Origin of the sequence: Methyloversatilis sp. (genome assembly GCF_030698125.1) — a bacterium.
In the GTDB taxonomy this organism is placed as follows: Bacteria; Pseudomonadota; Gammaproteobacteria; order Burkholderiales; family Rhodocyclaceae; genus Methyloversatilis.
The window spans coordinates 82,114-97,944 of the sequence record NZ_JAUYNV010000006.1; the positions used below are offsets into that span (position 1 = coordinate 82,114).

Consider the following 15,831-nt stretch of genomic DNA (forward strand, 5'->3'; position numbering starts at 1 on the left):
GGCTATCGTCAGTGGCCCTATCATCGGGGCCTTCGACGAACCGGTTCCTCACCATGATCCGCCCCACCCTTGCAATGGTGCTCGCGCTGCACGCCGGGCTGACTTTCGCCGCCCCGCCGAAAGACCGGGAATGGCCCACCTTCGGCCTCGATCACGCCAATACGCGCCTTGCCGACGTCCCGGGCCTGACGCCGAAGACCGTGCAGAAGCTGGTACCGAAGTGGATCTACCAGAGCGGCATCGCGCAGACCTTCCAGGCCACGCCGCTGGTCGTCGGCGGAAGGATGTATGTGTCGCTGCCCGGTTCGCATGTGGTGGCGCTCGACGCGCGGTCCGGTGTCGAACTGTGGCGCTACACGCACAAGAAGCGTACCGACAAGGTGTGCTGCGGCCCGGCGAATCGGGGCGTGGCGTTCGACGACGGCCGCGTGTTCGTCGCCACCGTGGACGCGCGCCTGGTTGCACTCGACGCCGCCAGCGGCAAGCCGCACTGGGACATCGAACTGGCGCGGCCGGACAACGCGACGACCGAAAGCAGCGAAGGCATCAAGGGCGAAGTCGGCGGCGGGTCGGGCGTCGGCGCGGCCGCCGCACCGCTGGTCATCGACGGCAAGGTGATCGTCGGCATCAACGGCGTGGGTTACGGACTGCATCTGGACGTGCCGGGACGTGCCGGCCAGCTCGCGTCGGTCGTCGGCATGGCGGGCAAATATGGCGGCATCGGCTTCCTGGCAGCGTTCGACGCGAAGACCGGCCGGCGCGTGTGGCAGTTCGACACCGTGCGCAAGCCGCAGGAGGGCGGCTGGGAAGGCGATTTCGTCGAGAAAACCGCCGACGGCCTGCCGCTGAACCGCGACATCGCCGGCGAGCGTGCCAGCGCTGCGCTGCACAAGGACGCCTGGGAGTACGGCGGCGGCTCGGTGTGGAACGCGCCGGCGTATGACGCGAAAAGCGGCCTGCTCTATTTCGGCACCGGCAACCCCAGCCCGCAGATCAACGACACCACGCGCCCGGGCGACAATCTGTATACCGCGTCGCTGGTTGCCGTCGATGCGAAGACCGGCGCCTACGCCTGGCACTTCCAGCAGATTCCGCACGACAAGTGGGGCTACGACGTGGCCAGCCCGGCGGTGCTGTTTGACCACCGCGAACCGGATGGCCGCATGGTGCCGGCGGTCGGTCAGGCGTCGAAGCTGGGCTGGTTCTACGTACATGACCGCGCCAGCGGCGCGCTGCTGTACAAGTCCGAGCCCTTCGTGCTGCAGGACAACCTGTTCGCCGGTGCCAGCAAGGAAGGCACGCGCATCACGCCGGGCGTTGCCGGCGGCGTGAACTGGTCGCCGGCCGCCGTCGATGCCGGTCGCGGCCTGGCTTTCGTCGCCGCGATGCACATGCCGATGCGCTACTGGATCAAGGAAACAGCCGCCACGGCGGGCAAGCCGGCGCAGCGCTACGACAGCATGGAACCGTCGGACGAGGCGAACTGGGGCGTGCTCGCTGCGATCGACCTCAGGCAGCGCGGCAAGATCAAATGGACGGCGAAAACCGATGAGCCGCTGGTGGGCGGCGTGCTTGCGCTGAAATCCGGCGTGGTGTTCACGGGCGAAGGCAACGGCCACCTGTCCGCGTTCGACAGCGTCAGCGGCAAGCGCCTGTGGCGCTTCCAGACCGGCGCTGGCGTGAATGCACCGCCGATTGCCTTCACCCTCGACGGCAATCCGTATGTGGCGGTGGCGGCCGGTGGCAGCGCCATCTGGGGCTACCGTCAGGGTGACGCCGTCATCGTGTTCGGGCTGCCGGACTGAGCGCATCCGGGCGTCGAAGAATCTTACATATCGCAGGCGGCCGGCATGAGCCCCACGGCGTACGGCGCTTTGCGGCAGGCGGCGCGATGTTTGCTAGGGCTCCAGTAAGGTCTTTTCTGCCGGTGCGTCACCGGCCCACGATCCGGAGGATGCTTTCATGACACTGCCTGCCTTTTCATCGATGTCCCGCGCGCTGCTGCTCGCGGCCGGTCTGGGCTTCACGTCGGCACCGCTGCTGGCCGCCGACATCCTGGTCGACGTGCAGACACAGAACAGCGGTACCAATCCGGGCCCGTTTTCGGCCGGCGCGGGCGCCCGGTTCAACATGAGTTTCCGCATCGACGCCACCGTAGCGCCCTCGGGCAGCACGCCGACCTGGAGCGGCGCGCTCGACGATCTGTTCATCGACATCGTCGACGTCAATCTGGGCAGCTTCACGATCCAGGCGCAGAACGGACGCTGGCAGCAGATCGACGGCGATTTCCTGACCGGCGGCTGGGGCAGCTTCAACGGCGGCAGCATCGCGCCCTTTGCGGTGTTCAATCCCTCGATCAGCGCCACCGCCTTCGTGCTCGAATCGATCAGCTTCGACTTTCGGGGTGCAGCCTTGCTGGCCGACGAGCAGACCCTGCCCGGTGCGCTCGACATCGACGACTTCAACTTCCTGAGTCTGGTGCTGAACTTCAGCAACGCCGATCCGGACGTGAACATCATTCCGAAGAGCAGCATCATCCGCAGCAGCGCCTTCGACGTCGTGAACATCACGCCGGTACCCGAGCCGACCACCTGGGCCATGCTGGGGCTGGGCCTCGCGCTGGTCGGCGCTGCGGCACGTCGCGCGCGTGCCTGACTGCAACAGGATGCAACCGGCGGGTCGGTCATCCCCTACAGCGGGCTTCGTGATCGCCCGCAGCCGGGCGGGCCGCGTTTCCCTAGGATGAAGTCTCGACAGCGCACATGCCTGTCATTCATCCCAAGGAGACATCATGAACCAGAGCGAAACGATTGAAGTGCTGAACGGCCTGATCGAAACCTGCAAGGATGGCGAGTACGGATTCAACACCTGCGCCGATCAGGCGGACTCGGTGAAGCTGCAGGCGATGTTCAGGCAGCGGGCGCAGGAATGCCTGACCGCGGCACAGGAACTGCAGACCGAGGTGGTGCGCGCCGGCGGCGATGCGGATACCTCGGGCACCGTGGTCGGCGCACTGCATCGCGGCTGGGTGAGCGTGCGCGGCGCGCTGCCTGGCAAGGACGATGTGGCGATGCTGGAAGAAGCCGAACGCGGCGAGGACCGCGCGCTGGCCCGCTACCGCAAGGCGCTCGAAGCGCCGCTGCCGCCCGAACTGCGCAATCTGGTGCAGCGCCAGCTGATCGGCGCGCAGCGCAACCATGACCAGATCCGTGCGCTGCGTGACCAATACCGCGCGGCGGCCTGATCGGTTGCATGAGGACGGTGGTTTGATGACCGCCCGGTAAAGGAAGCCGGCCCTCACGGGCCGGCTTTTTTACGTGCGGAGCAAACGCGGCGCGTGCCGCGCGGACGGTGCGAGGCAACAAACAGCCGGGCTCGCGTGCCTTCTCTCATCGGGCGGGATTAATGCACTGCGTTCACAAATTGTTCCCCTAAAGAAACTTTCTTGATCGTCGTCAACGCCTTGTCACCCGAACCGAGATCAATCATGGATCTGCACGCTCTTAATCTGCGCACCAAGCTGCTGGCATCCACCGTCATCACCGTCCTGCTCTGCTTCTCGGTCACGCTTGGGGTACTTGCCTGGCGCAGCCATCAGGCCGTGCTGGAGCAGGGGCTGGCGCGCGCCGACAGCGTGGCCGCCTCGGTCGCGCATGACGTCGGCGCCAATCTGGACGAAGCGATGGCGGTGTCGTCCACGCTGGCACTGTCGCTCGAAGGCCTGCACGCAAAGGGCACGCCGGATCGCGACGCCATCAGCCGTGTGCTGCGTCGCACGCTGGAAGGCAGGCCCGCGCTGCTGGGCGTCTATACCGGCTGGGAAGCCAATGCCTTCGATGCGCGCGACGCCGACTTTGCCGGTGCCGTCGGTCATGACGCCAGTGGCCGCTTCGTGCCCTACTGGAGCCGCAGCGGAGACAAACTGTCGGTCGAGGCGCTGATCGATTACGACAAGCCGGGCGCCGGCGATTATTACCAGCAGCCGAAGCAGACCGGCCGCGCCTATCTCGCCGAACCGTACGAGTATGTCGTCGGCGGCAGGAAGATGCTCATCACCTCGCTGGTCAAGCCGCTGGCTGTCAATGGCCGCTTTGCCGGCATTGCGGGCGTCGACATGGCACTCGACCAGCTGGCCGACGATCTTGGCCGCATCAAGCCTTTCGACATCGGCACGGTTGCGCTGTACGCACCGTCCGGGCTCGTGGTCGCGCATGCCGACACCGCCCGCATCGGCAAGCCGGCCGCCGATCTGCCGGCCGATGCGCTGGCTGCGCTGCGCGAAGGTCGCAGCCTGCAGTGGCGTGACGCCGCCGGCGTGCTTCACTTCCTGCAGCGCGTGTCGCTGAGCGACAGCGACGCCTGGTGGGGCAGCGTGGTGTCGGTGCCGGAAGGCGTGATCACCGCCTCGGCGGATTCGCTGCGCAACACCGCCATCGCGATGGGTGTCGGCAGCGTGCTGCTGACCGCCGGCGTGCTGTTCGTGTTGCTCGGCGCGATGACCCGGCCGCTGGAAACCCTGGCCAACGCGATGCAGGCGCTGGCCGGCGGCGAAGGCGACCTGACGCGCCGCCTGCCGGAAACCGGCAGTCGTGACGAGCTGGGCCGCGTCGCCACCTCGGTCAATGCCTTCCTCGGCAGCCTGCAGCGCATGTTCATCGAGGTGCGCGACCAGAGCCACACACTGGTCAGCGGCATCCGCGACGCATCGGACGCCACCCGTCACATCGCCGACAGCTCGCGCTCGCTGGCCGGCACCACCGGCGACAACGCGGCAACGATAGAGGAAATCACCGTGTCGATCGGCCACATCGCCAGCCACGCGACTGAAGCCAATGGCGTCATGCTCGACACGCACACCGCGTCACAACGCAGCGGCGAGGCGGTACGCGGCATGCAGACGCACATGCGCGACATCGCCGGCAGCATGGAAACGCTGGCCGGCTCGCTGACCGGTCTGGCCGAGCGGTCAGTGCAGATCAACGGCATCGTGCAGGTGATCCGCGAAATCGCCGACCAGACCAATCTGCTGGCGCTCAATGCCGCCATCGAAGCCGCCCGCGCCGGCGAACAGGGCCGCGGCTTCGCGGTGGTGGCCGACGAGGTGCGCAAGCTGGCCGAGCGCACCAGCAACGCGACCACCGAAATCCGCGACATGATTGCCGCCATGCACGGCGAAACCGACCGCGCGGTGCAGAGCATGAACAGCACGCGCGAAGCGGTCGAATCGGGCGTCGAACGCGCTGCCCGCGTGGCCGAGGAGATCGGCGGCATCGAGGCCGGCATGCAGCGCGCCGCTGAACGGGTGCGCGAAATCGCCGAAGCGACGCAGGAACAGTCGGCTGCCACCACGGCGCTGGCGCAGTCGGCGGAGCAGGCTTCCGAAGTGGTGCAGAACACCGACCAGGCGATACAGCGCACTTCGGCCACGCTGTCGCAGATCGGGCGTGCATCCGATCATCTTGGCGAACTGGTGGGGCGCTTCAAGCTGTAGGCGCACAAACGGCCCCGCACCGGCCCCCGGCGGGCCGGCTTGTTCACGTTCCGAGCAGGCGCGGCACGTCCGGCGCGTCAAGCAGCAGCACGTACTCGAGACCGTCGATCTCGTCGATGAACGATGCGATGCGCCGGAAACCCGCGCTGGCGAGCAGCGCGCACGAGGCGATATTGTCGGGGCTGACCGACGCGACGAAGCGCGGCACCCCCTGTTCGACGTGCGCCCAGCGGATCAGCGCGACCAGCGTCTCGCGCGCCAGCCCCTGCCGGCGGTGGCGCGGGTAGATCGTGTAGCCGACTTCGACCGCATCGGCGGCGTACGGCGCCAGGTAGTCGGGCGCCGGGCGGGAATGAAAGCCGGCGTGGCCGATCATTTCGCCGCTGTCGCGCCGTGCCAGCGCGCGTACCGACCAGGGAAGGCTGGCCGGGTCGGTCGTGATGTCATGCAGACGCAGGGCGGCCAGATCGGATTCAGGCAGCCACGCGGGGGCCACCTTCAGACTGATCAGCGCGGACAGTTCGTCGATGTCGCACCCGTCGGCGGACGCAGCGAGGAAATCGGCATCCATGGCGCGCAGCCGCAGGCGCGGCGTCAGGATGTCGGGGGGCGTCATCATGCAGTCCGGTGACGGGTGGCAAGTCCCGACCGGCCGCGCCGGATTCAGCGAGCCGCCAGCGCGAAATACAGGCTGGCCGCCAGCGCCACGCTGAATACCACTGCAGCGACGAGCATGACGCGCGAGCGCAGGCGCAGCACTTCGATCTCGCGTACCAGCTGCACATTCTGTTCCGCCAGCGAGCGGATCAGCTGCGACGAGGCGAGCGCCTCCTTCTGCAGTTCGGTCACCACGCGTTCGACGGCGGCCAGCCGCACCTCGGCCGGCGCGCCGGCCGGTGCAGTCGCCGGTGCGTCCGCCGGCTCGCCCTTCGGCCGCTTTTTCGCGACGCGATCCCACAACGCATTGGCGCCTTGCACCACGCTCGGGGCCGCCGCAATGACTTCGCCCCAGGGCACGGCCTTCACCGCGCCCAGCAGACTGATGGACATGAGGTGTGCTCCTTCTGCAATTCGATCGATACTGATAGTACTGCGCACTCAGGCACACTGCGGCGCTGCCGCAACCGTGTGACCCGACCCCGATCATGAAAGACATGCTGCTCCATGTTGCCGCTGCGGACTTCGAAGCCGCGCGCCACCTCGAACACCTGCCGACCACCCACCGCGCGCACGCGCTGCACGGCCACAGCTTCACCGGCAGCGTGCGCGCCGCGCTGCCCGAGGGCTGGGGCGGTGTGGCCGGCGGCGAGGTCGATGCGCTGGCGGCTCGCCTGCGCACGGTGCTCGCGCCGCTCGACTACCGGCTGCTGAACGACACCGTCACCCGGCCCGGCGACGAAAATCTCGCGCGCTGGCTGCACGGGCAACTCAACCTGCCCGGCGTGCAAGCGGTCGATGTGCGCAGCACCCGCCACGCCGGCGTGCAGCTGGACGGGCACGGCGACGCCCACGTGTGGCGCCGCTACGTGTTCCAGTCGGCGCACCAGCTGCCGCGCGTGGCACCCGGCCACAAGTGCGGCCGCATGCACGGCCACGGCTTCGAAGTGCTGCTGCACGCGAAGGCGGCGCCCGATGCAGCGGTCGACCCGGAACGGATCGATGCCCTGTGGGCGCCGCTGCACGAGCAACTGCATCTGGCCTGCCTGAACGACATCGCCGGGCTCGACAATCCGACCAGCGAAAACATCGCGGGCTGGATCTGGCAGCAGTTGAAGCCCGGGCTGCCCGGCCTGAGCTGGGTCACCGTGTACGAAACCGCCAGTTGCGGCGCGCAATTCGACGGCCGGCAGCACCGTGTGTGGAAGGAATTCACGCTCGACAGTGCGGTGCGGCTGAAGCGCGCACCCGACGGCGACCCGCGCCGGCGCATTCACGGCCACACCTTCACGCTGCGCCTGCACTTGGCTGCGCCGCTCGATCCGGTCATGGGCTGGACGGTCGATTTCGGCGACGTGAAGGCGCAGTTCGCGCCGCTGTTCGACCGGCTGGACCACGCGCCGCTGCATGAATTGATGGAGGTGGCGGGCAGCGACGCCGACAGCGCGAGCCTGGCGCGCCGCATCATGACGCTGGCGACACCGCTGATCCCGTCACTCGACCGGCTCGACCTGTATGAAACCCGCGGCTGCGGCGTCATCCTGCAACGCGGCAACAGTGAGCCGACATTGCCGGTGTGATGGACTGCGGCCGATAGAATCTTCGGTCTGTCGTTGTGCGCCAAGGACTCACCAGCGCCCCAGATCGATGCCGAAGGTCACCATGAAACCGGCCGTGCCGAGCAGCGCGACCTGGGCGTTGTAGCGGTCGTACTGGTAGCCCAGCGCCGGAATGACCGCAAACGCCACGCCCTTGCGGTTGAATGGAATCTTGTCTTCGTACTCGCCGGTATAGCCGAGCAGCGCGCCAGCGGTCACCTTCACGTACAGGTTCGGGCTGACCGCGTCGATCGGCCAGCTGCGGCCCGCGTAGTAATACTGGCTGGCCTGCTCATAGGAGTTGCGGAACCAGGCTGCACCGGCATTCCAGCGCGTCGGCGACTGGTACTCGAGACCGAACAGGGCCGGGGTGGTGTTGTGGTCCGGATCGCGGTCCCAGTGGTGGACATAAGGTCCGATCTGCAGGCCGATGCGGTGTGACGGTGCGGTGGTATCGGCCGAGGCGACGCCACTGGCAAGACAGGCCACGCACAACAGGATGCAGCGGAAGGAAGATGTCAAAACGAGAGCCCGATAACGAATACCGGTTGGGCAACACAAACGGCCGGGCGTTCCCGGGCAGCGCTTTTGCTGTGTTGCACCATGTTTCAGCGCAGACGCGCACCGGCCCGCCCGGCATCCGCGTCGAATCAGTCGCGGCGGCGGCCCAGCAGCCGATCGACAGACAGCGCGCCGGGCCCGAATGCGACCAGCGCCAGCAACCCGACGCCCCACCACAGGTGCGCCTCGACGGCCGCCGGGCACTCGAATTCCCACAGCGCAGGGTAGGACACGACGGCCATCACATTCACGATGAACAGGCCCAGCGCGGCAAAGCGTCCGGCCAGACCGATGGCGAGCAGCGGCGGCAGCACGATTTCGCCGACGGTACCCATGAAGGCTGCGATGGCGGGCGGCAGCAGCGGCACCTTGTACTCTTCGGTGAACAGGAAAAGCGTGGTGTCCCAGTCCTCGATCTTGGTCAGACCGGCTTTCATGAACACCCAGGCGATATACAGGCGCAGGGCCAGCAGCAGCAGCGGCTGCACCTGATCGGCGAGGCGCGCGAGCGGCGCGCCGAGGTCGTATGCGCGGGTTACAGCGTTCATTGTTCGTTTCCCCTGGTTTCGATGTGGTGCAGCCAGCCGCATGCAATGGCCTGTTCGATGGCGGCTGCGAGGTTGAAATCCTGTTCGTGCGTGGTGGCGCCGGCCCAGGCGTCGCCGAAGCTGGCACCCACCAGCGCGATGGCGGCCCAGAATGCGTGGGCGCCGACGGACAGCGACGCCACCCGCACGCGCAGCCCGTCACGCCACACGACGGCGTACTGGGCCTGTTCAAGATCGATGTCGAAGGCGTCGCCCGACCCGGCGGCGGCGTCCGGCTGATGCTGCAGCCAGATGTCGGCAATCGGCCATGCACTGCCGAGCAGCGCGAAGCCGGGCGTCATGTGCAGGCGCGCCGTGGCCAGCGCATCGGGGTCGAGGCCGGCAAAGGCCTCGCCGCCAAGCGGCGCGGTATCGGCCGCCGTCGTCGCGACATGCACCAACCATTCGAGGCGGGCTACGTCGGGCAGGTAGGGCAGCGCGCGCACCGGCTCGAAGCCGTCGAGAAAGTCGGCGAAGTGGTCGCCGTAACGATTGAGGTCGCCGTCGGTCGATGGCGTCAGCGCCCAGTAGCGGCGCACCAGCGCGTCGAAGTAGTCGTCGCCGGTGATCTGCCGGCACACCGGGTAGGCCAGCGTCAGTGCGGCATTGGCGTTCGCTACCGCATTGCCGCGATAGACACCGAGCAGGCCGCGGTTGCGTTCGGCGTCGCCGGTGAGCAGCGGCAGCATGGCCGGTTCGCCCTGCGCGCTGCGCAAGGCGCCCGCGAAGCGGCGCTGGGCGTCAAGCAGCGCAGACATGGCGGTCTCCATCCGACGTGCCGGCGTCGGCTCCGATGCGATCGGCACGGGCCGCCTCGGCCAGCAGGATGTCGAGTTCCGGCAGATCGGTATCCCACTCGATCAGCGCCGGTGCGCCGACACCACGCCGGCGCACGGCGGTGAGCAGCGCCCACACGTCGTCGCACACCGCGCTGCCGTGGGTATCGATCAGGCCGTACTCGGTCACCGCGTGACCGGCCAGATGGATTTCCCGCACCGCGTGCATCGGCAGCTGTTCGAGCGCGTCCATCGGGTCGCTGCCGAAGTTGCGCGCATTCACGTACAGGTTGTTCAGGTCCAGCAACAGTCCGCAACCGGTCAGGCAGACCAGATCGGCCAGAAACTGTGCTTCGGTCATCTGCGCGTCGCGAAACTGCACGTAGGCCGACAGGTTTTCGATCAGGACCGGGCGGCGCAGGCGGTCCTGCAACGCATTCACGCGCGCCGCGACCAGCGCCAGTGCCTCGCCGGTGTAGGGAAAGGGCAGCAGATCGTTGAAGTGGATGCCATCAACCGCGCCCCAGCACAGGTGCTCGGACACGAACGCAGGTTCGATGCGCTCGACCAGCTTTGCCAGCCGTTCGACATGCGCCTGGCTGCGCGCATCGACCGACGCCAGCGCCAGCCCGACGCCGTGCAGGCTGACCGGATAGCATTCGCGGGCGCGTTCCAGCGTGCGCAATGCGGCGCCACCGTCATGAAAGAAGTTTTCGCTGTGCACCTCGACAAAGCCGATGCGCGGTCGTTCTTCCAGTACGCGGGCGTAGTGCGGCTGGCGCAGACCGATGCCGGTCGGCGATACAGGATGCAGGATCATGGGAATCTCGGGACAGGGATGCAGCCGTCCGGCCGCATCCCCGGGGCATCAGCCCTTCTTTGGCGCTGCGGTCTTGCCGCCCATCTTTTCGCAGGTGCCCGACGCGACATACTTCCATTCGTTCGGATCATTGTCGGCCTTGGCCTGACCGGCGCAGCTGTGCGAGCCATTTGCCGAAGCGCAGTCATTCGCGCCCTTCTTGGCAACGCCGAAGCATTTCTCCTTGCCTTCTTCGGCAGCGAACACGGGCGTCGACACGACACCGAGGGCGAATACGGAAGCGAGTGCGGCAGAAAGGGCGGCGGACTTGTTCATGTGTGATCTCCTGAGGGTGAAAAAATCAAACCGGTCATGTGGTTTGCACCGCAGTAGACCCTGCAGTACGCAGAACCTTACCGCACCGCAGACAAAAATCCACATCGACTACCAGAGCCAGGCGGCACCGCGCACGCCGGATGAACCACCATGCACCGGCGGGCAAAGCCGGGTCGTGATCAGGTCGGAAAAGACGTGGGGGGGCCAGTGTTGCGGCACCCGTTCGTACAGCCCGGGCAAGGCGGACAGTCCTCCGCCGAGCACGATGACCTGCGGGTCGAGCAGGTTGATGACGCCCGCCAGCGCGCGCGCCAGCCGGATTTCGTAGCGCGCCAGCGTGGCGGCGCAGGCGGCATCACCGGCTGCGGCGCGCGCGACGATCTGCTCCGGCGCCAGCGGCTCGCCGGTCACCCGGCGGTGATCGGCCGCCAGCGCCGGGCCGGACAGCCAGGTTTCGATGCAGCCGGCGCGACCGCAGTAGCACGGCGGCGGCGCGCTGCCCGCGGTATCCGGCCCCGCGGGCATCGGATTGTGCCCCCACTCTCCGGCCACGCCATTGGCGCCTTCCAGCACCCGGCCATCGACGACGATGCCGCCGCCGACACCGGTGCCCAGGATGACGCCGAACACCACCGGTGCCGCCCGCCCCGCGCCGTCCACCGCTTCGGACAGCGCGAAGCAATTGGCGTCATTGGCCATGCGCACCTCGCGTCCGAGTGCAGCTTCGACGTCCTGCTGCAGGGGCTGGCCGTTCAGGCAGGTGGAATTGGCGTTGCGCATGCGCCCGGTCAGCGGCGACCGAGAACCCGGGGTGCCGATGCCCACCGTGGCGGGCACGCCGGTCCGGTGTTCGGCGTCATGCACCAGCCGGGCGATCAGGGCGACCGTGGCCGCATACTGGCCGGCTGGTGTCGATTCGCGCCGGCGCAGGCACTCCCTGCCGTCGTCGTCGAGCGCAATCAATTCGGTCTTTGTTCCACCCAGATCAATGCCGATGCGCATGCTGTCTCCCGCACGATGCGACAATTGGATTTTCCTCATCCGACGGCGGAGCCATCATGATCATCACCTTCAAATCCCGGGCCACTGCGGACACCATCATGTTCGGCGATGTCGCGAAGGACCTGCTGTCGTTGATGGGCAAGGCTTTCGAGCCGCGCGGAATTATCACACTCGAACAGCTGCCCGACGCCATCGCGCGGCTGCGCGAGGCGGCCGAAAGCAGCCGCGCGGCACAGCGTGGCCAGCCAGAGCCGGACGACATCGATCCGGCCCGTGCACCGGTGCCGGTGTCGCTGGCACAGCGCGCCGTACCGCTGATCGAACAGCTGGAACGGTCGCTGCGTGCCGGCCAGCCGGTGATCTGGGAAAGCTGAGCGGCATTCAGCCGGCGCGCCCGCGGCCGATAACGAAGCACCCAAACGTCGGAAAAATGCATGCCTCCCGAAGCTGACATTGCTGCGAGCCAGGTCATCGACGCGGCACGGCTTGACGACCTGCGTGCGCTGCTCGGCGATGCGCTGGACGACATCCTGCGCACCTGGCTCGACGACGCGCCGGCCGGTCTCGCTGCTGCACGCCGGGCAGGACAGAATGACGACCCGGATGCGCTGCTCAAGGCGATTCACGGCGTGAAGGGCTGCGCGGGAAACGTTGGCGCACTGGAGCTGTCCGACGGAGCAGGCACGCTGGAACGACGCTTGAAGCGTGCCGATCCGGCGCTCGACCTCGATGCCGAACTGACTCGACTTGATACCTGCTACGACCGCGCCGCCAACCATATCCGAACACTGATCCGATCATGACCGACCTGACCATCGCCCGCCCTTCCATCCCGACCGACCCGGCTCCGGTGCCACCCAGCATGCCGATGGATTCCGAATGCTGCGAATCCGCCTGCGAACGCTGCGTGTGGACCGTCTATCAGGAAGACAAGCTGGAGTACGAGCGCCGTTACGCCGCGTGGCTGATCCGCCACCCGGAACACGCCCCGCATATATAGACACGCTCAGCGCACGCAGACCTTCGTCCAGGCCGTCGCCGCTGGCCACTGTCCGCGCGCGGCGGCGCGGCCGCCGGCCAGCGTGACCCAGCCCTGCTGCCCATAGTGCGGCAGGGCGCGCGTCGCCCTGGTCAGCGCGTCGGCATCGCGTGCGGCGACCAGCGCCAGCGTGCCGCCGGCCGGTGCGCGCATCGCCCAGGCGACGACCTCGCCGTCACGGTCGCGCGCCGGCAGACGGTGCCGTGCCAGCCAGCCGTCGATGGCCGCGAAACTGCCGATGACCATGCGCGACGCGCGGCCGGGTGGTTGCGCGGCGTCGATGGCGCCCGGCGCGCGATCCAGCCACTGTGCAGTCAGCGTGCGGGCCGCCGTCGCGAGGCGCTCGTCGCCCAGCACGGTCAGGCCGAGCGTGTCGTCCAGCGTGGCTTCGCGCAGCACCGGCGGTGCTTCGCCCGGTGCCAGACGGCGCGCCAGACGGAAATCCGGGTCGAGCGCCAGCTCGGCGCAGCCCGCCGTGAGCGGCAGGCTGACCCGTGCCTGCGCACCCTGCAGCGCCACCTGTTCGACCCGCGTTTCCCCTGAAATCCGCACATGCAGCGGCACCGCCAGTGGGTAGTGCGGTGCCGGCTGCTGCAGCGTGACGGTCAGACCGTCAGGCCCGGCCACGGCCCCGGCGATCGTCGGGGCAGCCAGTCCGCTGCCGTTCACCCACAGTGCGAAGTGGCGTCCGAGGTCGCGGCCCGAGGCGTGTTCGAACGCCGCGCGCAGGTCCGGCCAGCCGGCGCGGCGATGGCGATGTGTCTGCCAGAAGTCGCGCAATGCGCTGTCGAAAGCCGTTGCGCCCAGCGTGTCGCGCAGCATCAGGAACACCAGTGCTGCCTTGTGATATCCGATGGCTTGCGACGCGTCATGCGTGCGTCCGCCGAAGTCGGCCAGCCTACCCTGCGCCGCCGGCGACAGCGCCGACAGGCCGCGCAGCCAGTCGAGCCGCATGGCGCGCGCGCCGTCCTCGCCCTGACTGGCCTCGCGCAGCGCGTAGTCGGCCATGAACGTGGTCAGCCCTTCCGACCAGTTGCCGCCCGTCAGTGCCAGATAGACGCCGTTACCCCACCAGTTGTGCAGGATTTCGTGTGGCAGCGAGGTGTGGCGGATGAAGGGCAGACGCAGCACGTCGACCCCCAGATAGGTCAGGCCGGCCATGCCGAATCCGGTCGGCGTGGGTGACGACGCAATGCTGAAGCGGCTGTACGGGTAGGCGCCCAGGGTCTGTTCGATGCGCGCCAGGTGGCTTGCGGCGGCGTCCAGGTAGCCCTCGGCCTGATCGGCGATGTCCGGGTGAAACAATGTGGCCAGCGTCAGCGTGCGGCCATCGATCGAGCGCACGCTGCGCTCGGCTTCGACCCACGGTCCGGCCATCAGGTCGGCCCCTTCGCTGTCCTGTGCCATGTCGAAACGCACCGTGCGCCGGCCGTCGCGCACCGTGTCGAGCTGGCGGTCGCCGGGCGCCAGTGCGCGCTGTGCGGCCGGCAGGTCGACGGTCAGGCGGTAACGGTGCAGCAGCGGGCCGGCGCCGTCGAAGGGCAGCGGATACCAGGCACCGCCAGCCGGCAGGAAGCTGCCGGCTTCGCCGATCTGCGGCGCAAAGGCGGTCAGCGTGTCGCGGTGCGAGGCGGCGGCATCCGGCGCATCGGCCCGGATGGCCCAGCGCAGTTCCAGCCGGCGAGGCTGCTTTGCCGCTGCGATGCGGATGCGCTGCAGGCCGCCTTCGGTCGAGGCGCGCAGCGCACCGCCATCGAGCTGCATCGACGTGATGCGGTGGCGGGCATCGATACGCAGGTCGATCGCTTCGTGCGCCGGCAGCGCAATCAGCGCCTGTGCGCTCAGGCTGCCCTGCGCCGGTTCCAGCTTCACGGTGAGGTCGAGCTGCGGCGCAGCGAGCGCCGGCAGACCGGGCTGTGCCGCGCACAACACCACGGCCAGCCGCCCGGCAAGCGCACGCCAGCCGGGCAGCCGCATCAAGGCTGCGCGCTCCGCGCCGGCGCCACGATGCCGAATACCGCATCAGCCACCCCGGCGACCAGATCGGCGCAGTCTCCGTCGGCGTCCCACGGCAGCAGACTGCCGACATCGGGCACGCCGAGGTCGTGCAACTGGTGTTCCACGCCGTAGCCGTGAATGACGTGGCCGCTGCCCACCAGGCCGACGACGAGCGCGTCCGGCTGTTCGCGTACCGCGTCGGCCAGTGCCTCGGCCATGGCGCGGTCCCACAGCAGCTGGCCATCGAGAAAGCGGGTGAAGGCGTCGTCCGGCATCGCCTTGCCGGCCGGCATGTGGTCGCTCCAGATCTGTCTGAGCCAGTCGCGATAGGGCGGCTGGGCGCCGGCCGGCGTGCCGACGCCTTCGCGGCTCGCCGTCGGTACGCCGGCCAGACCCAGGCGCGACACCTCGCGCACCACCTTGCGGTCGATATTGAGGGCGCGCAGCGGCACCGCCTTGTCGCGCGCGAAACGGAAGATGCCGGCATACAGCTCGGGCGGCATGCCCCAGACACGCTTCCAGTCGGTGCGCTCGAACAGCGCCGCCTCGCTCAGTTCGCCGCGCACCCAGGCATCAAGCACCGGCTGGGCGCCGCGCGGCAGCATTTCTAGCCCGATCACCATGCGCGGACGCAGCGCATGCAGCGCGCGCAGCGTGTCGAGCTGCCAGTCGTGGTGAGCGGCGCTGTCGTGCGTTTCGCCCAGCAGCACGATGGATTGCCGGCTCATGCGCCGCATCAGCGCGGCACTTTCCGTCTCGCCCTGCCCCGGTTCCATCCAGCTGCCGGGGGCCACGCAGGCGGCCGCCGGTACCGCAGGCGCCAGAAGGAGTCCTCCGCACAGGGCGGCCGTCCGCATCATTGATCGCATCGCAAGGTCATCAGGTGGGGTGAGCAGGGCGTGGAAAAACGTCGGGGTGAGCATCCGCACACATCCCGGTGCAGGTGTCAGCCCTCATCGCGCAGGTGGACGCATCGCCCGGGCGTTC

General features: G+C 68.2%; 18 protein-coding genes. 8 read left to right on the plus strand and 10 right to left on the minus strand.

Going from position 1 to position 15,831, the window contains the following annotated elements:
- Positions 1-53: 53 nt before the first annotated feature.
- The 4 genes from Q8Q80_RS02845 to Q8Q80_RS02860 all read left to right on the plus strand — a co-directional run bounded on the left by Q8Q80_RS02845 (position 54) and on the right by Q8Q80_RS02860 (position 5,491).
- On the plus strand, positions 54-1,805 hold the full coding sequence (locus Q8Q80_RS02845) for a pyrroloquinoline quinone-dependent dehydrogenase (RefSeq protein ID WP_371132678.1): 1,752 nt from the start codon (positions 54-56) through the stop codon (positions 1,803-1,805).
- 157 nt (positions 1,806-1,962) lie between these two features.
- Positions 1,963-2,655, plus strand: coding sequence for a PEPxxWA-CTERM sorting domain-containing protein (locus Q8Q80_RS02850; protein WP_305631478.1), 693 nt, complete (start codon positions 1,963-1,965; stop codon positions 2,653-2,655).
- Between the two features lie 136 nt (positions 2,656-2,791).
- Complete coding sequence (locus Q8Q80_RS02855) at positions 2,792-3,244, plus strand: PA2169 family four-helix-bundle protein (protein WP_305631479.1); 453 nt, start codon at positions 2,792-2,794, stop codon at positions 3,242-3,244.
- A 243-nt stretch (positions 3,245-3,487) separates the two neighbouring features.
- Positions 3,488-5,491: a methyl-accepting chemotaxis protein gene (locus Q8Q80_RS02860; protein ID WP_305631480.1), complete on the plus strand. Its 2,004-nt coding sequence runs from the start codon at positions 3,488-3,490 to the stop codon at positions 5,489-5,491.
- A 43-nt stretch (positions 5,492-5,534) separates the two neighbouring features.
- Here the strand turns inward: Q8Q80_RS02860 and Q8Q80_RS02865 are convergent, their stop codons facing one another.
- Positions 5,535-6,107: a GNAT family N-acetyltransferase gene (locus Q8Q80_RS02865; protein ID WP_305631481.1), complete on the minus strand. Its 573-nt coding sequence runs from the start codon at positions 6,105-6,107 to the stop codon at positions 5,535-5,537.
- A 47-nt stretch (positions 6,108-6,154) separates the two neighbouring features.
- The gene (locus tag Q8Q80_RS02870; protein WP_305631482.1) at positions 6,155-6,541 is read right to left on the minus strand and encodes a hypothetical protein; all 387 of its coding nucleotides are present in this window, start codon (positions 6,539-6,541) and stop codon (positions 6,155-6,157) included.
- A gap of 95 nt (positions 6,542-6,636) precedes the next feature.
- On the opposite strand from Q8Q80_RS02870, the gene Q8Q80_RS02875 reads away from it, so the two are divergent.
- Complete coding sequence (locus Q8Q80_RS02875; protein ID WP_305631483.1) at positions 6,637-7,728, plus strand: 6-carboxytetrahydropterin synthase; 1,092 nt, start codon at positions 6,637-6,639, stop codon at positions 7,726-7,728.
- A gap of 48 nt (positions 7,729-7,776) precedes the next feature.
- Here the strand turns inward: Q8Q80_RS02875 and Q8Q80_RS02880 are convergent, their stop codons facing one another.
- The 6 genes from Q8Q80_RS02880 to Q8Q80_RS02905 form a co-directional block, all read right to left on the minus strand.
- Positions 7,777-8,268 carry a hypothetical protein gene (locus Q8Q80_RS02880; RefSeq protein WP_305631484.1) on the minus strand — a complete coding sequence of 164 codons (492 nt, stop codon included), beginning with the start codon at positions 8,266-8,268 and terminating at the stop codon, positions 7,777-7,779.
- A gap of 128 nt (positions 8,269-8,396) precedes the next feature.
- On the minus strand, positions 8,397-8,855 hold the full coding sequence (locus tag Q8Q80_RS02885) for a DoxX family protein (protein WP_305631485.1): 459 nt from the start codon (positions 8,853-8,855) through the stop codon (positions 8,397-8,399).
- Positions 8,852-9,652 carry a DNA-binding domain-containing protein gene (locus Q8Q80_RS02890; protein ID WP_305631486.1) on the minus strand — a complete coding sequence of 267 codons (801 nt, stop codon included), beginning with the start codon at positions 9,650-9,652 and terminating at the stop codon, positions 8,852-8,854. Before Q8Q80_RS02890 ends, Q8Q80_RS02885 begins: the two co-directional genes overlap by 4 nt.
- Positions 9,636-10,490: a DUF692 domain-containing protein gene (locus tag Q8Q80_RS02895; protein ID WP_305631487.1), complete on the minus strand. Its 855-nt coding sequence runs from the start codon at positions 10,488-10,490 to the stop codon at positions 9,636-9,638. The genes Q8Q80_RS02890 and Q8Q80_RS02895 overlap by 17 nt, the downstream gene beginning before the upstream one ends.
- A 48-nt stretch (positions 10,491-10,538) precedes the next feature.
- Positions 10,539-10,805 (minus strand): DUF2282 domain-containing protein, encoded by a 267-nt coding sequence (locus Q8Q80_RS02900; RefSeq protein ID WP_305631488.1) that lies wholly within the window; start codon positions 10,803-10,805, stop codon positions 10,539-10,541.
- A 108-nt stretch (positions 10,806-10,913) separates the two neighbouring features.
- Complete coding sequence (locus Q8Q80_RS02905; RefSeq protein ID WP_305631489.1) at positions 10,914-11,807, minus strand: ROK family protein; 894 nt, start codon at positions 11,805-11,807, stop codon at positions 10,914-10,916.
- Positions 11,808-11,863: 56 nt separating this feature from the next.
- On the opposite strand from Q8Q80_RS02905, the gene Q8Q80_RS02910 reads away from it, so the two are divergent.
- From Q8Q80_RS02910 to Q8Q80_RS02920, 3 genes are read left to right on the plus strand one after another with little or no spacing between them, the layout of a single operon-like run.
- Positions 11,864-12,181, plus strand: coding sequence for a DUF1840 domain-containing protein (locus Q8Q80_RS02910; RefSeq protein WP_305631490.1), 318 nt, complete (start codon positions 11,864-11,866; stop codon positions 12,179-12,181).
- Between the two features lie 60 nt (positions 12,182-12,241).
- Complete coding sequence (locus Q8Q80_RS02915) at positions 12,242-12,610, plus strand: Hpt domain-containing protein (protein ID WP_305631491.1); 369 nt, start codon at positions 12,242-12,244, stop codon at positions 12,608-12,610.
- The gene (locus Q8Q80_RS02920) at positions 12,607-12,807 is read left to right on the plus strand and encodes an oxidoreductase-like domain-containing protein (protein ID WP_305631492.1); all 201 of its coding nucleotides are present in this window, start codon (positions 12,607-12,609) and stop codon (positions 12,805-12,807) included. Before Q8Q80_RS02915 ends, Q8Q80_RS02920 begins: the two co-directional genes overlap by 4 nt.
- Before the next feature lie 6 nt (positions 12,808-12,813).
- Here the strand turns inward: Q8Q80_RS02920 and Q8Q80_RS02925 are convergent, their stop codons facing one another.
- Positions 12,814-14,823: a M1 family metallopeptidase gene (locus Q8Q80_RS02925; protein ID WP_305631633.1), complete on the minus strand. Its 2,010-nt coding sequence runs from the start codon at positions 14,821-14,823 to the stop codon at positions 12,814-12,816.
- Positions 14,823-15,638, minus strand: coding sequence for a ChaN family lipoprotein (locus Q8Q80_RS02930; protein WP_305631493.1), 816 nt, complete (start codon positions 15,636-15,638; stop codon positions 14,823-14,825). The genes Q8Q80_RS02925 and Q8Q80_RS02930 overlap by 1 nt, the downstream gene beginning before the upstream one ends.
- Positions 15,639-15,831: the final 193 nt, after the last annotated feature.

Coding starts and splice junctions, on each gene's coding strand:
- Q8Q80_RS02910 (WP_305631490.1), top strand. CDS start 11,864: ATGATCATCACCTTCAAATCCCGGGCCACTGCGGACACCATCATGTTC.
- Q8Q80_RS02925 (WP_305631633.1), bottom strand. CDS start 14,823: ATGCGGCTGCCCGGCTGGCGTGCGCTTGCCGGGCGGCTGGCCGTGGTG.
- Q8Q80_RS02920 (WP_305631492.1), top strand. CDS start 12,607: ATGACCGACCTGACCATCGCCCGCCCTTCCATCCCGACCGACCCGGCT.
- Q8Q80_RS02870 (WP_305631482.1), bottom strand. CDS start 6,541: ATGTCCATCAGTCTGCTGGGCGCGGTGAAGGCCGTGCCCTGGGGCGAA.
- Q8Q80_RS02855 (WP_305631479.1), top strand. CDS start 2,792: ATGAACCAGAGCGAAACGATTGAAGTGCTGAACGGCCTGATCGAAACC.
- Q8Q80_RS02905 (WP_305631489.1), bottom strand. CDS start 11,807: ATGCGCATCGGCATTGATCTGGGTGGAACAAAGACCGAATTGATTGCG.
- Q8Q80_RS02890 (WP_305631486.1), bottom strand. CDS start 9,652: ATGTCTGCGCTGCTTGACGCCCAGCGCCGCTTCGCGGGCGCCTTGCGC.
- Q8Q80_RS02915 (WP_305631491.1), top strand. CDS start 12,242: ATGCCTCCCGAAGCTGACATTGCTGCGAGCCAGGTCATCGACGCGGCA.
- Q8Q80_RS02885 (WP_305631485.1), bottom strand. CDS start 8,855: ATGAACGCTGTAACCCGCGCATACGACCTCGGCGCGCCGCTCGCGCGC.
- Q8Q80_RS02895 (WP_305631487.1), bottom strand. CDS start 10,490: ATGATCCTGCATCCTGTATCGCCGACCGGCATCGGTCTGCGCCAGCCG.
- Q8Q80_RS02850 (WP_305631478.1), top strand. CDS start 1,963: ATGACACTGCCTGCCTTTTCATCGATGTCCCGCGCGCTGCTGCTCGCG.
- Q8Q80_RS02875 (WP_305631483.1), top strand. CDS start 6,637: ATGAAAGACATGCTGCTCCATGTTGCCGCTGCGGACTTCGAAGCCGCG.
- Q8Q80_RS02900 (WP_305631488.1), bottom strand. CDS start 10,805: ATGAACAAGTCCGCCGCCCTTTCTGCCGCACTCGCTTCCGTATTCGCC.
- Q8Q80_RS02845 (WP_371132678.1), top strand. CDS start 54: ATGATCCGCCCCACCCTTGCAATGGTGCTCGCGCTGCACGCCGGGCTG.
- Q8Q80_RS02860 (WP_305631480.1), top strand. CDS start 3,488: ATGGATCTGCACGCTCTTAATCTGCGCACCAAGCTGCTGGCATCCACC.
- Q8Q80_RS02865 (WP_305631481.1), bottom strand. CDS start 6,107: ATGACGCCCCCCGACATCCTGACGCCGCGCCTGCGGCTGCGCGCCATG.